Origin of the sequence: Nitrobacter vulgaris, assembly GCF_002028545.1 — a bacterium.
Classification (GTDB): domain Bacteria; phylum Pseudomonadota; class Alphaproteobacteria; order Rhizobiales; family Xanthobacteraceae; genus Nitrobacter; species Nitrobacter vulgaris.
Genome location: NZ_MWPQ01000031.1, coordinates 84,548 through 98,758 on the forward strand (window position 1 = coordinate 84,548; position 14,211 = coordinate 98,758).

The 14,211-nt window shown below is 58.2% G+C and carries 14 protein-coding genes and 1 tRNA gene; 2 read left to right on the forward strand and 13 right to left on the reverse strand.

The annotated features are described in order from the left end of the window. The first annotated feature begins 87 nt into the window (after positions 1 to 87). Positions 88 to 729, forward strand: a complete 642-nt coding sequence (locus B2M20_RS07285; protein WP_079446405.1) for a cation efflux transmembrane domain-containing protein — start codon at positions 88 to 90, stop codon at positions 727 to 729. A gap of 49 nt (positions 730 to 778) precedes the next feature. Here the strand turns inward: B2M20_RS07285 and B2M20_RS07290 are convergent, their stop codons facing one another. The 13 genes from B2M20_RS07290 to B2M20_RS07355 all read right to left on the reverse strand — a co-directional run bounded on the left by B2M20_RS07290 (position 779) and on the right by B2M20_RS07355 (position 13,675). Further along, complete coding sequence (locus tag B2M20_RS07290; protein WP_079446406.1) at positions 779 to 1,582, reverse strand: MBL fold metallo-hydrolase; 804 nt, start codon at positions 1,580 to 1,582, stop codon at positions 779 to 781. Further along, a complete protein-coding gene (locus B2M20_RS07295; RefSeq protein ID WP_079446407.1) occupies positions 1,579 to 2,370 on the reverse strand; it encodes a TatD family hydrolase in 792 nt (263 codons plus the stop codon). Before B2M20_RS07295 ends, B2M20_RS07290 begins: the two co-directional genes overlap by 4 nt. A 414-nt stretch (positions 2,371 to 2,784) precedes the next feature. Further along, complete coding sequence (locus B2M20_RS07300; RefSeq protein WP_079446408.1) at positions 2,785 to 3,057, reverse strand: hypothetical protein; 273 nt, start codon at positions 3,055 to 3,057, stop codon at positions 2,785 to 2,787. A 629-nt stretch (positions 3,058 to 3,686) separates the two neighbouring features. After that, positions 3,687 to 5,126: a porin gene (locus B2M20_RS07310; protein ID WP_244553447.1), complete on the reverse strand. Its 1,440-nt coding sequence runs from the start codon at positions 5,124 to 5,126 to the stop codon at positions 3,687 to 3,689. A 410-nt stretch (positions 5,127 to 5,536) separates the two neighbouring features. Beyond that, positions 5,537 to 5,719, reverse strand: a complete 183-nt coding sequence (locus B2M20_RS19975; protein WP_079446410.1) for a hypothetical protein — start codon at positions 5,717 to 5,719, stop codon at positions 5,537 to 5,539. A gap of 430 nt (positions 5,720 to 6,149) precedes the next feature. Continuing rightward, on the reverse strand, positions 6,150 to 8,180 hold the full coding sequence (metG, locus tag B2M20_RS07320) for a methionine--tRNA ligase (protein ID WP_079446411.1): 2,031 nt from the start codon (positions 8,178 to 8,180) through the stop codon (positions 6,150 to 6,152). A 52-nt stretch (positions 8,181 to 8,232) separates the two neighbouring features. Beyond that, the gene (locus B2M20_RS07325; RefSeq protein ID WP_079446412.1) at positions 8,233 to 9,273 is read right to left on the reverse strand and encodes a DNA polymerase III subunit delta'; all 1,041 of its coding nucleotides are present in this window, start codon (positions 9,271 to 9,273) and stop codon (positions 8,233 to 8,235) included. Beyond that, the gene (gene tmk, locus B2M20_RS07330) at positions 9,270 to 9,944 is read right to left on the reverse strand and encodes a dTMP kinase (RefSeq protein WP_079446413.1); all 675 of its coding nucleotides are present in this window, start codon (positions 9,942 to 9,944) and stop codon (positions 9,270 to 9,272) included. The genes B2M20_RS07325 and tmk overlap by 4 nt, the downstream gene beginning before the upstream one ends. Beyond that, a complete protein-coding gene (locus B2M20_RS07335) occupies positions 9,944 to 11,185 on the reverse strand; it encodes a D-alanyl-D-alanine carboxypeptidase family protein (RefSeq protein WP_079446414.1) in 1,242 nt (413 codons plus the stop codon). Before B2M20_RS07335 ends, tmk begins: the two co-directional genes overlap by 1 nt. 124 nt (positions 11,186 to 11,309) lie before the next feature. Then, the gene (locus B2M20_RS07340) at positions 11,310 to 12,242 is read right to left on the reverse strand and encodes a septal ring lytic transglycosylase RlpA family protein (protein ID WP_079446423.1); all 933 of its coding nucleotides are present in this window, start codon (positions 12,240 to 12,242) and stop codon (positions 11,310 to 11,312) included. A gap of 182 nt (positions 12,243 to 12,424) precedes the next feature. Next, on the reverse strand, positions 12,425 to 12,688 hold the full coding sequence (locus B2M20_RS07345) for a PilZ domain-containing protein (RefSeq protein WP_079446415.1): 264 nt from the start codon (positions 12,686 to 12,688) through the stop codon (positions 12,425 to 12,427). Positions 12,689 to 13,040: 352 nt separating this feature from the next. Further along, entirely contained in the window at positions 13,041 to 13,373 is a 333-nt protein-coding gene (gene hmuQ, locus B2M20_RS07350) for a heme-degrading protein HmuQ (protein ID WP_079446416.1), read from the reverse strand. A gap of 98 nt (positions 13,374 to 13,471) precedes the next feature. Continuing rightward, positions 13,472 to 13,675 carry a cold-shock protein gene (locus B2M20_RS07355; RefSeq protein ID WP_079446424.1) on the reverse strand — a complete coding sequence of 68 codons (204 nt, stop codon included), beginning with the start codon at positions 13,673 to 13,675 and terminating at the stop codon, positions 13,472 to 13,474. Between the two features lie 353 nt (positions 13,676 to 14,028). Here B2M20_RS07355 and B2M20_RS07365 point away from each other — a divergent pair. Then, positions 14,029 to 14,118 (forward strand) — tRNA-Ser (locus B2M20_RS07365). Positions 14,119 to 14,211: the final 93 nt, after the last annotated feature.

Below are 14,211 nucleotides of genomic sequence, written 5' to 3' on the forward strand. Positions count from 1 at the left end.
AAGGTATATTATGGAATATTCCTGGGCGATACTTAGCTTGACAAAAGGCGTTCATGGCCGTGGTGAAGGCGCAAGGAAAACAAATAGATGGCTGATAAATGTTGCGCGCCGCCGCTGAATTTGAATAGCACGCCAAAGCAGAATGCTGCCCATAGGCGCGTGCTGTGGGCTGTGCTCATCATCAATGCGGCCATGTTTGTTGTCGAGGTCGCGGCAGGCCTTGCGGCTGGCTCGGCATCGCTTCAGGCCGACGCGCTGGACTTCCTAGGCGACGCCGCAAACTACGGCGTAAGCTTATTCGTGGTCGGCATGGCACTTCGCTATCGGGCCACGGCTGCGCTCGCCAAGGGCGTCACCATGGGCGTATTCGGGCTGTGGGTTGTCGGAACGGTTATCTGGCACGCGACCCACGGAACGCTGCCCAGCGCGTTCACGATGGGTACGGTCGGCTTCGCGGCGCTTGCAGCTAATACGGCGTCGTTCGGGCTTCTGTGGGCTTACAAGGCTGGTGACGCCAATATGCGCTCAGCCTGGATTTGTACCCGAAATGACGTGGTGGGAAATCTGGCCGTGCTACTGGCCGCCTTGGGTGTGTTCGGAACGGGTGCTGGCTGGCCTGACGTTGTCGTGGCCTCGATCATGGCCGGGCTGGCGTTGCAGGGCGCGGCAGTTGTGATCCGGCAGGCGGCGGCCGAATTGCGCATCGGCCGCATGGCCGCAGCCGAGTAGACACCTCAGCAGAATTGGTTGGCGTCCCAGATCTCAGCCGATCGATCCATCAGGCCGGATCGATCGCTAGCTGCATCCCGTCGTAGGCCGGTGCGACATTTTCTGGAAGCTCGCGCCGCAGGACTTCATAATCCAGATCAGAGTGCATGTTGGTGATCACGGCACGCCTGGGCTTGAAGCGGTCGATCCACGACAACGCATCCGCGACGCTGAAATGACTGGGATGCTGCGCGTAGCGCAGGCCGTCGATAATCCACAGATTGAGGTTTTCCAGCGCCTGCCAACTTTCATGCGGAATATCATGCACGTCAGGCGTATAGGCAGCGTTGCCGATCCGATAGCCCAGCGCCGGGATATTGCCATGCTGCACAAGAAAGGCCGATAGAGTGAGCGCGCCACCCTTGCCGTCAATCGTTTGGCTTTCGCCCGCCTCGATGGAATGGCTGTCCAGGATCGGCGGATAGCCGCTGCCTTCGGGCGATACGAAGCAGTATGAAAAACGTGACAGGATATCCTTGGACGTCGATTGATTAAGATAGACCGGAATCCGGCGGCGCTGATGCAGTACGACGGAGCGCAGGTCATCGATTCCGTGAGTCTGGTCGGCGTGTTCGTGCGTCAGAAACACCGCATCGATATGATCGACATTGGCATCGATCAATTGCTCGCGCAGGTCGGGCGAGGTGTCGATCAGGACGCGCGTTGTCCCCTGCTTCGATGCGCGCTCCATCATCAGCGAACAGCGGCGACGACGGTTCTTCGGATTGGCGGGATCGCAGGCACCCCAGCCCAATGCCGGACGCGGCACGCCGGCGGACGAACCGCAGCCGAGAATGGTCAGCGTCAGCGTCATGCGGCTGCGTCCGGGTGTGGCACCTTGGAGAATAACCGAAAAAAATTCTCGGTGGTCTGTCGCGAAATTTTGTCGAGCGAAACGCCGCGCGCCTCTGCCAGAACTTTCGCAGTCTCCACAACATAAGAAGGTTCGTTGCGTTTGCCGCGAAACTTGCCAGGCGCAAGATACGGTGCATCAGTCTCGACGAGAATGCGCTCGTCCGGCAACTCCGCAGCGAGCGCTCGCAACGCATCGGATTTCTTGAAGGTCAAAATTCCAGTGAAGCCGATATACAATCCAAGCGCGACCGCCTTCATTGCGAGCTCTCGGCCACCAGTGTAACAATGCAGCACCGCCCGAAACGCACCCTTCGTCATTTCCTCCTCGAGGATGTGACCGCAATTTTCGTCCGCCTCGCGGGTGTGGATCACCAGAGGTAATCCGGTCGCGCGCGCGGCGGCGATGTGAGTGCGGAATCCCCGTGCCTGCGCCTCATGCGAGCCGTGCTCGTAGAAATAGTCAAGTCCCGCCTCCCCCAGCGCGACGACCTTTGGATGTTGTGTTAGCGCGATGAGTTCGTCGATAGAAATGCCGTCCTCTTCGTCGGCATGATGCGGATGGGTGCCGACCGAGCAATAGACATTCGGAAACCGCTCCGCGATTGCGATCAGCTTCGCTTGCTCCCTCACCCGCGTCGAAATCGTCACCATGCGGCGAACTCCCGCCGCTTCCGCGCGCGAAACAATTCCGTCGAGATCATCGGCGAAATCGGGAAAATCGAGATGGCAGTGACTGTCGACAAGCATTTCAGGCAGATCCCTCGGGAGACGGCATGAGACAGTTGGGATTCTGGCCGGGCTACAAACGGGGCTACAACGCCAGTCAGCCAACAGGTGCCTTCAACAGGCCGCGAGGTCAAGGGCTGCATCGTTTATTCCGCGCGAGAAACGGATTTCTACTCCGCGGATTGCAGGTTCGAATCCTGCCGAGATCGTCATTTCATTCTGTAGATAGCGTTACCAAAGGCGAGCCCGGTAACGGGCGACGTCGCGTGCGGCCCTTTTGTGCTGGAGAAGGAACAGCCCCTCCTCGATCAGCCGTTCGGCTTTGGACTTTGGTTCATACCCGGCCAAGAGGCCCGTGATCGAGGCCGTCCACTCGGTTATGACCCGGCGCCGTGAGTGGACGGAACAGAGGTCAGAATGGCTGGATGCCTTTGGTCATCTGCACCGCTGACGACTATTCTCGAAGTTAAGCGCGAGCTCGACCCTTTCCTCTACGATGGCGCAACCCTTATCGACCGCGAGTATGAAGATGTCTTTTAAACCGGAGTCCCGCATTATCTCGTCAGCGGCGTTAAACGAGGACACCGCTTTCCACTCCAGATTTTCGCCAGGCGGCGGCAGGTTCTCGGGGTCAAACGCATATGCAGCGCGTTTCGACCTGTAGCCGCCAGTCACACTATGCTCAACGAACATTTGCAACCGGTTCATTTCATCACCCTAGATGCGTGAAGCCCCGCGGGACATTAAGTGCGGGCCGGCGTTTGGCGAGCGGGATAACGCCAAAGATTTCCCGCTAGTATAGGGACAGTTTACCTCTGATTCATGACGGGCATACAAAGGGGTACCTTGAGACAAGCCGATGTCTTTTGCACCAAGTGCGGAGCCGCCTTCGGACGACTAGAGCTGGTATCGTTGCCCAATCAAGGCTGGGATTTCCGCTGCCCGATCTGTAGTGAGCTGCTAGAGTCATTCAGTGATGCCGAAGTTTTCGTCGCCTATCGCCTCACGGTCTCGCCCCAAAAGAAAAAGCCCGGCGCTGCAATTGCGCCGGGCAAGTTAGGAGCGGCTGGCATAAAGGAGTTGGAGGCCCTAGCGTCCAAGCAGTGACCTGCTTATGATTCCTGACGGCCAGATTTCACGCAGGAATGGATTAGTCTTTCTACAACCGTCTTTCCGGCCTGACCCGACGGGCTCCCGAGCCTTCCTCCATGCGGAACCCGCCAGTGGACTCTGCCGGCGGGTCGCAGTCTTCCAGGTCCGTTCGTCCGGCAAACGCTGATCCGCTCGGCGGCAGATCGCGGCCGAGCGGACGAACGAGATGAGAAGCTTTGAGAGTATCAGTAATTCCACTGGACCTGGACTCTCACGACATCGGCCCTGAATTGGTTGTAAGGGGCATTCAGAACGTCGGTACGATTCATCATGTGATACTCAGCTGTGAGCTCAATTGCTTTGGTGACTTGCCATTCAACGCCAAACTCCAAATCATTGACGAGGTTTCTCGGGGCGTTGCGCTCGAATTTCTGACCGCCCTCGTAGTATTGCCATTTGACGAACGGGAACATGATTCCCCAAGCTCCAGCATCGTATTTGTATGTGGCCTGGACATAGCCACCGTTGAGCGAGGAGTCCGTAATCAACCTCTGAGCGGCGTTTAACTGAGGTCCCCGTCCCCAATTCCATTCTGCCTGCAACCCGAAGGGCTGCGGATAAAGGACAGCATGCACCGCGACACGCTCATCGACAAATCCTTGCGCGGGCGCGACCATGACCGGAGTAATGTTTACAGGGCCGTTCGGTGTAACGATGCTTATAGGGCCGTTCGATGTAACGAAGCGCCCGTGCAAACCCTCTACGCCTGCTTCAAAAATTTGACCGTTGCTGAATTGATAGGGGTAGGTGACGCGGGCCACCATATGCATGTCGTTATTTAACTCGACGCGGTTGGCGCCCTGTCCATTGTAGACGCCGAAGGCGAACACGCCGTAGTCGCCCGATCCCTTCAGATTGTTCGCCACCAGGTCTCTGAACCGCTCGCGTATTTCAGCTGGGGCCCAATAGAAGAATGCGCCGATGTCACGCTCATCCCGACAGCACGTGTTGATACCGTCAGCACGATCAAGTGTAAGACGATTTTGGCTGGATTGCATGTTCTCAAAACTGAAAGGGATTTTTGATTGCCCGAGCCTGACACGGAATTCCTTTTTGTCATCGAAGGAGATATCGGCGTAGGCATCCCTTAACTGCCCGAAATTGCCTGTGGTGGATCCAGACGGCGTACTGGCAAAATCAGGCTGGAAATACAGATAGAGATTATCGGTCACATCACCGTAGAAAATCAGACGTGCCCGCCTGATCAAGAAATTCGTGTTATCGCCGACCGATTTATCAGGCCAGTAGACGACTTCTTTATTGTCTCCACTCACGGTGCTACCGGTGCGGATTTGCGTATAGCCTCGCATGTGAATTCTGTCGTACCAGTGTTCGTCCTTGGCTTTTACAGGCAGCGGTTCGTGGACGAAGCTTGGCCCCGGTTCTCTCTGTGCCTGCTGACTTGAATCTTTTGGTGCCGGCTGACCTGAATTCTTCTTCTTTGTTTGCTGGCCTGGTTCTTTCTGCACCTGCTGAAAGGTACCCATTTTCACCCGGTTTTTACCGGGCGCCGTATAAACCTGCTTGGTAACCGTATCGACGTACAGGTCCAATTGTTGGGCGTCGGCCGGGGCAAAAATGGAAGCTCCGAGCGTTAAGCCAACGCTGCATATTGCTGCGCTCAATCCCTTTATCGTTATCAATTCTGCCCCCCATTTCGAGCTCCCTTTCTTTGGAACTCGCTGAAACGCGGGCTTTATTCCAGTCGCATGTGACACCCTTGTTACATGGCAAACCCTCAGAGCGAGGGATCAGAAAGAAGGCGAATGTGTCACTCCAATCCCACACTTTCGCATCGGGATAGTTGCAGGACGTCACCAAATCAATCTGGAGAGAGTGCCGGCTGGTCCATCCGATTAGAGGGTTTTCGGTAGGCGAGCCAAATCTGCGGCGGCAATAATCGGATAAGGCTGACCAATGTGAACCTAAAATGACAGTTTTGTAACGGGAGCCTAAGATGACGGTTTTGCGACAAAATGGCACATAGTACAGATTTATTTTCAGGATCAGCATGGCCTGGAACCGTCGGCCCTCATTAGCCGGCGCCGGCCGCGCCAATGCGCCGCCACATGCACGGGAGATTGAGGATGAAGTCTTCGAGTTCTCTTCGCACCGCTGTTTTTGCTGCAACCATCGCTATGTTTGGCATGAGCGCCCAGGCCGGGCCGATGCCCACACAATCGGCGACGTTGAAATCGATGAGTTCTAAAAACACCATCGAAGTGCGTGGGGTCGGCTGGCGCACCGGGGCCTATGGTTATCGCTGCGACAGGTGGGGCTGTTCCGCTTATCGCAACCCAACCATGGCCTATGATGACGGCATTCGGAACAGCTACGCCTGTAGCGGCACCTTTTGTTCGCGCCCTTTGGCGGCTACGACTTATAACGACCGGTTACCCTGGATAGATTGAGGGGCCCCTCCGAAGCGAGGATTTCTGGTTCATCGTAGCCGCAAAGAGCTAAGATGATCAGAAATCAGGCCGGAAGCGTTAGTCCATCGGTACGCACACTTCATGTCGAAGGATGAAACGGTGTGATTCGCCATCACGCGACATCCTGACTAGCAACCGTCTCATTGCACCCACAAGTCCAGGCTTCGGGTGCAATAGCCATCATGCTGACTGTCGACCAGCATAAGCGTAAACCGTTCAGGCTGCGGACGGTTCGACATAGCGCGGAAACACCGGCACCGGTGCAGGTAAAGCCGTGCCCGGTTTGATCCGGATTTGACCACCAAGCATCGCGAAACTTCGTTCGCCTTGCGGGATACCTAATATATCGAGCAACTTTGCGCAGGCGACAGGCATCGCAGGCTGGGCCAGAATCGCGATCTGGCGCACCACCTCGGCGGTGACATACAACACCGTCCTTTGCCGCGCCGGATCGGTTTTGGCCAAGACCCAGGGCGCCTCGCCCGCAAAATAGCGGTTGGCTTCGGCGACGACGGTCCAGATTGCATTAAGCGCCTGGTGAATCTGCTGCGTATTCATCGCCTCGCGCGTGATTGCGATCATGCCGTCCGCCTGCGCGAGGATCGCCTTATCGGCGTCGCTGAAGTCTCCGGGCTCCGGCAGAACGCCGCCGTGCTGCTTGGCGATCATCGACAGCGAGCGCTGCGCGAGGTTGCCGAAGTCATTGGCGAGGTCGGCATTGATGCGCGCCACGATCGCCTCGTGATTGTAACTGCCGTCCTGCCCGAACGGCACCTCGCGCAGGAAGAAATAGCGCACCTGATCGACGCCGTATTGCGCGGCGAGACTGAATGGATCGACGACATTGCCGACCGACTTCGACATCTTCTCACCGCGGTTGAATAGGAAGCCATGAGCATAGACCCGCTTCTGCAAGGGAATGCCCGCAGACATCAGAAAAGCAGGCCAGTAGACGGCGTGAAAGCGGATGATGTCCTTGCCGATAATGTGCACGTCGGCCGGCCAATAGTGCCAGTTGCGGTCGTTCTCGTCTGGAAAACCGACGCCTGTGATGTAATTGGTCAGCGCATCGACCCAGACGTACATGACATGCTCGGGATCGTCGGGCACCTTGATGCCCCAGTCGAAGTTGGTGCGCGAGATCGACAAATCCTTCAGGCCGCCTTTCACGAAGCTGACCACTTCGTTGCGGCGAGAATCCGGACCTATGAAGTCAGGCTGGCTTTCGTACAGCGCAAGCAGCCTGTCCTGATAGGCCGACAGCTTGAAGAAATAGCTTTTTTCCTCCACCCACTCGACCGGCGTACCCTGCGGTCCGCGCCGCACATTGTCGTCGCCGACGAGCGTCTCGTCCTCCGCGTAATAGGCTTCGTCGCGTACCGAATACCAGCCGGCGTAGCTCGACAGGTAGATATCGCCATTCGCTGCCATGCGCCTCCAGATTTCCTGGACCGAGCTATGGTGCGCGGGTTCTGAAGTGCGAATGAACCGATCGAACGAAATGTTCAGCGTCTCATCCAATTTACGAAGCAGTTCGGCGTTTCGCGTGGCGAGTTCAAGGGCCGATATGTTTTCCCGCTGCGCGGTCTGCACCATTTTCTGGCCGTGCTCGTCGGTCCCGGTGAGGAAGAACACATCCTTACCATCCAACCTTTGGAAACGCGCGAGCGCATCGGTGGCAATGGCCTCGTATGCGTGGCCGATGTGCGGCGCGCCGTTCGGATAAACGATCGCCGTGGTGATATAGAACGTTTTGGTGTGCGATGATGCCGTGCTGCAGGGGAGCGATGCAGCGGTCGTATCGACCTTGGCGCCAACCTTGCTCGGCGATCGCGGCGTTGTCTTTTTCACCGGACGCGTGGTGACGGATCGCTTCGGCGCGGCCTTTTCTGGCGTCGCTTTCTTCGGTGCGGCTTTCTTCGGCGTCGCCTTTTTTGACGCTGTCTTCTTGGTCGCGACCTTTTTCGGGGTTCTTGTCGCCGGCTGCTTTTTAACCGCTTTCCTTGCGGTTTTCCGGGCGGTCTTCCTGATCGTTTTCTTGACTGTCTTCTTCTTTACCGCCTTTTTAGCCGTCTTCGGCGCGCGCGCTTTCGTTGTCGCCTTCGCGCTCGTCTTCTTGCGTTTGGTGGTCTTTCGAGTCGCCTTCTTGCTGCGCGCCTTCGTCGGGTTACGGCCAGTGGCGGCGGGACGCGACTTGTGCGCCTTCACGCGGGCTTTCTTGGCCAGTTTCTTCTTAGCGGGAGCCACAACAAAATCCTTATCGGTCAGGCAGGAAAAAGAACGGTCAGGAGCCGAGTGCTTATCGGGTAGCTTCTGCGAGAAGCCCGAACACCGAAAAAACCAGGGGTTTTCGCTCGAGATTATAGGTCTCTGTCTCGCGCGCGGCGTTGTTGATCTTTTCCCATACCTCCGCGAGCCGTGCAAGACGAGGAAGATCGGCGTTCGCATCGCTGGTGTGGAGTCGCTCGCCAATCCAGCGGTCCACGCTGTCGACGAAAGCGCCAAGCGAGGCGCGATCGCTGCCGCTGATGGCGTCGCCGAGCGCATGGAGTTCGCCCGGGTCGATTTGCGGAAGGCTGTTCAACAACGCCGTCGTCCGTTGATGGAGCTTCAGCGCGCCGCCTCCCAGGAGCGCCAGCGCCCGCGCGACGCTTCCTTCGGTCGCGTAGGCGATTTCCTGCAAGGACGTATCGTCGGGCGCGATCTGCGCTGCTTCCGCGGCCGCGCGGATCACATCGTCTGCTGCCAACGGGCGCAGCATCAGCTTGCGACAGCGCGATTGCATCGTCGCCAATACCCGCGCCGGAGCATTGCTTATTAAGAAAAACAGCGACCGGTGCGGCGGTTCTTCGAGCACCTTGAGTAGCGCATTGGCGGCATTGGGGTTGAGTTCGTCGACAGTATCGACGATGCACACCCTCCACCCATCCCCGGTGGCGGTCGAGCCGAAGAAAGCGATCGTCTCCCGGGTCTGCTCGACGCTGATGACCGTGCGCATAACGCCCTTTTCGTTGGGCGTTCGTTCCAGCGTCAGGAGCCCGCCATGCGTATCGGCCGCGATGCGGCGCGCCACCGGATGCATCGAGTCCAGTTTGAGCGTTTCCGCTGATTGCACATCGGACATGCTGGGATCGCCGTGCGCCAGCACAAATCGCGCCATCCGGTAGGCGAGCGTCGCCTTGCCGATCCCCGGCGCGCCACCGATCAGCCAGGCGTGCGGGATACGGCCCCCGCGATAGGCATTGAGCAACGTCCGCTCCGCCTCGCTGTGACCGAAAAGCACGGTGGTTTCGCGCGGATGCGGGACCGGCATTTCCGCGGTGGCTGAGCGCGCTATCATGCGGTGTCCGCCGTTAGCACGCGGTCGCGCAGTGCCGTCCACACTCGCGCGGCGACGGTATTGACGTCGGCGTCGGCATCGATCACCACGCAGCGTTGCGGGTCGCTCGCTGCGATCTCGCGATAGGCGTCACGGAGTTTCCGGTGAAAAGCAAGGTCCTCCGCCTCAAAGCGATCCGGCGCGCCGCTGCCACGGCGAGCGGCTGCGCGCTGCAAACCTACCTCAACGGGGACATCGAGGATCACCGTCAAGTCAGGCTTGAGATCGCCGATGGTTACCCGCTCCATCGCGTTCAGCACGCCGGGTAGCACGTGTCCCAGCTGACCCTGATAGGCGCGGGTCGAATCGGCAAACCGATCGCAGAGCACCCATATGCCCTGCTCCAGCGCAGGCCTGATGACGGTGCGAACATGGTCATCGCGCGCCGCCGCAAACAGCAGGGTTTCAGCGTCAGCGCCGAGCAGTTTGCCCACGCCCGACAGGACGAGGTGTCGAATGATTTCGGCGCCCGGCGATCCTCCGGGCTCTCGCGTGACGATGGCATGCAGCTTGGCCGCCTGAAGACGTTCGACGAGAATCTTGATCTGCGTGGATTTTCCGGACCCCTCGCCGCCTTCGAAGGTAATAAAACGTCCGCGCGGCGGGTCGGCTTTGGGCGTGGCGTCGGCCATTAGAGTTTCGCGGCGCCCGAGCGCACCATCCCAATGACAAGCTCGATCGCTCCATCCAACGCGCGGCGCATGGTCGAGCCGACACCGACGGCTTTCGTGGCATGAACCGGCATCTCGACCGCCACTTCCTTGCCTCGCCATACCTTGATGACCCCGATCGGCTGCTCCGGCGCAACCGGCGCACGGACCGGCCCGGTATAGACGATGCGCGCGAGCAGTTTGTCGCTGCCGTTCTTCTGAACCATGATTTGAACCGGGTCTGACGTGGCGACCTGAACGGAGCCGCTATCACCGCCAAATACCTTGGCGTAGCCGACCGGCTGGTCCGCAGCAAACAGGGTCCGGATTTCGAAATTTCGAAAACCCCATTCCAGCAGCTTCTTGGCGGCGGCCGCTCGGTCGTCGGCGCTTTCGAGGCCGTTCACGACAACGATCAGCCGGGTGCCGTTTTGGACCACCGAGCCGACCATGCCGTATCCACCCTCCTTGGTGTAGCCGGTCTTGAGCCCGTCGGCTCCGTCCATCGCAGTCAGAAGCGCGTTGCGGTTCAACTGACGAATTTTGTTCCAGGTGAATTCACGTTCGCCGAACAGCTTGTAAAAATCCGGGTAGGTCAAAATGATGTGGCGCGCGAGTGCCGCAAGCTCTCGAACGGTCATCTTGTTGTCGGGATGTGGAAGACCGTTGGAATTCGCGAAGGTGGAGCGGGTCATGCCCAATTCCCGCGCTCGGGCCATCATCTTTTCTGTGAAGGCGCTTTCGCTGCCGGCGATACCCTCCGCAAGCGCCATGCAGGAGTCATTGCCGCTCTGGATGATTGCCCCGTGCAGAAGATCGTCGACTGCGACGCGGCTGTTGATCGCGGCGAACATGGTCGATCCGCCGGAAGGCGCCCCGCCCTTGCGCCAGGTGTTTTCGCTGATGACGTACTCGTCTGTGAGCTTGATCTCGCCTTTCGTGATGGCGTTGAACACGACTTCAACCGTCATCAGCTTCATCATGCTGGACGGTGCACGTAGTTCGTCTGCGTTTTTTTCGAAAAGAACGCTGCCGCTTTTTGCTTCGATCAAAATTGCGGTCGGGGCGCTGGTCTCGTAGATTTCTTCCTTCTTGGCACCCTGAACGCTATTGTTGGCAGCCAGCACGATTCCGTCGAGGCCGATCGTGAGGACGGCGGCGGCCACCAGACCGCGCCAGGCGAATCCCCCGCGTCTGTCGGGCGTGGAAGATCTGGTTGTCATGGTGCGATTCCGAAGTAGATCCTTTTATCAGTTGGGATGGTCGCAAACAACATGGCGCCGCGCCTATGGCGCGGCCGGACAAAATCAAAGCAGATTTCAAGCTTTCCCGGTAGGTGCGCGACCCTTAATAGAGCCCTCGGCCCGAGAGTAGCTCGCTCGGTCCGCGCTGGTCCACCGGCGCATAAGCGGTGACGGGGCGGACATGGCCTGCAACGTTGCCCTCGCCGTATGAAACCTCCCGCGGTCCTTCCATGGCCTGCCGACGCGCCGGGGTGCGGCCGGACGCAGACATCTCGGAATCGGCGTTGATCGATGCGACGTCCATCGAGGTATGGTCGGGCGTATGAGAGCGGCCTCGCGGAGTCGTGACATCGCCACCGATTGAGCGTTCTGACGGCGCGAGTTCGGGGACAAACGGCCGCGCCGAGGCGATCCTGACGGTGGACGGCGACGGTGCGGGCACACCCGTTCGCAGGGTCGCCATCAATTGCCGATCATCAGAACCTTCAAGCGGCGCGCGTCCGACGTATTCGACCCGCACCGAGGCGACACCATTTTGCTTGAACTCCAGCAACTCGGCGGCCTTGTTCGAGACATCGATCAGCCGGTTACCGTGATACGGCCCGCGATCGTTGACGCGGACCACCAGGGATTTGCTGTTGCCCAGGTTTGTCACCCGGACATAACACGGTAAGGGAAGGGTTGGATGCGCAGCAGACAGCGAGGCCATGTCAAAAACCTCGCCGTTGGCTGTCAGACGGCCATGGAAGTTATCGCCATACCAGGAAGCAAGCCCTTCGGCGCGATATTTGGTGTTTTCCTCGGGAACGTAAATGCGCCCGGCGACTGTATAGGGCTTGCCGACCCGGTAAGTGCCGCCGCCTTTTGGCACCGCCTCGCCAGAGGCGATCACCCGAGGGCTGCTCGAAACTCCATACTTAGGATCGATCCGGCTGAGGTTGTTTGATGAACCGCAATTGGCCAGCATCAGGCACGCGCCCGCGACGGCCACAGCGCATGCAGCATGCCCAATTCGATCTGAATTTGGTTTCCTCATCCGTCCCCAAGACCCGGTCCCCGGCAGACTGCCCCACTTCACCGCGCCGGTCAGCACGATATGGTCCATAACCATACCAAGCCGTGAACATATCGCAGAGCAAACAAGGCGGAAATGGGGTGAGCCCTTCAGAAGCGAAACGGGTGGTCAATCAAGGTCGCGACTCGGACGCCGGAGCCCGCCTAGGCAGTTGGCGGATCGAAAGTAATTCCGATCCGGTCCTGCTTGATCCAGATGACCCGGCAGAATCGAATCACCCGATCCTTTTCGGTCATCAGCTGGAAACGCGACGGGACAAGGGCCGGATTTGGGACCTCGATGGCGGCTCCTTGCGAAGATACGTTCAACAGCCGGCACCGCATGCTTAATCCGCTTGTAGAAATGTAAGCCGGCTCGTCGATTTCGACGCGCGGATGTTTGCGGCGGTCTTCTGTTGGTGCATTCATTGCCTGTACGTCCGCACGCGTGTCTGTTTTACAGCGTCAATATGATCGTCATCCGAAGGTGCGGGATGGCTCTATGCGGCCGGCTAAAACACAAATCGCAAGAAATTCCGACATGTTCGGGCCGCACTCATCCCCGTGCAGGACGCGCCAGGTGCCCTCCTCGCGGAAGCGGGTCGCGACACTCTATAAGAGTTCAGCGGCGCCTTAGGGTGGTAAGGGAGGAATATGGGGAGCAGCTTAAAATCAAGATCGGTAATTTAATATATTTCGCAAAATCTTCTATTAAGCAGCTGACCTTCTGCTGAAGGAATCGGCAGAGTCGACCGCGAATCGCTGAGTGACTCCCAATGGGTTACTCATTTTGAGTTGTAGAACCAGTCACGGTCTGGAGCGTTTCGAATCCCTCCAATTGAGGATGACCCAGATAGAGTGGCTTATTGCTGCCAGCGTTCGCGTGAGCGGCTCGGAACGCCTCTGATTTGGTCCATGCATAGAAAGAGTCGCGGCTTTTCCAGATCGTGTGCGAGGCATAAAGCGTGTGATCCTCAGCTTCAGGTCCACGCAAAAGATGAAATTCAACGAATCCAGGCACACTCCCTAGATAGGTGTCACGCGAGAGCCAGATTTGTTCAAAAGCCTTTTCATTTCCCTTGATGACCTGGAAGCGATTCATGGCAATGAACATCGGAAAGTCTCCTGGTAATTTGTACCGGTCTCGGGAGTGTGGAACGCGTTCCCTTCGACGAAAAATCACCCGCCGGCGAGCGCCGGCGGGCAAGAAGATCAGCCTACCCGCAGGTTTTCTGCTGAGGTCTTTCCCCTGTTCGCTACTTCCTCGTAGCTCACTTTGGCGCCCTCGTTGAGTGAGCTAAGGCCCGCTTTCTCCACGGCTGAGATATGGACAAACACGTCCTTACCGCCACTGTCGGGCTGAATAAACCCGAAACCCTTTGTCGCATTGAACCACTTCACTGTACCTGTCGCCACAGCCGCAACTCCCTTTTGGAACGATCGAGCTATCATGAGCGCTCGCTTCGCTGGCCGCAAGGAAAACCGCCGGCTCAAGCCGGCGAGTCTCTTTGCTCGGCGCCATCGAAGAGACCTGCAGTATGCTGTAAGAGGCAGATCCGAAGATCGCCAGCGACGGCTTGGCCATAGCAAGGGTCGGGATCACGCTGGATTTTATTCGCACGTCCTGCCGAATATGGAGGCCGACGCCGTGGCGCAGGTTGACGATGCGTTACGTGCCGCCATAAACAAGCGCACCAGAGACGTTGAATAGCAAATGGCCTTTCTCGACAACCGGCCTCGCGACGATAGCTAAACAGTGTCAACCGTTTGGAAGGGTGGCCGAGTGGTTTAAGGCACCGGTCTTGAAAACCGGCGTGGGTGCAAGCCCACCGTGGGTTCGAATCCCACCCCTTCCGCCATATCATCAATAAAATCAATTTGTTATGTCGTATTTCTTCTCATGACATAACAAGTGACTTGGACTGAGAAGAATGCCGACGACGCCGGCACAT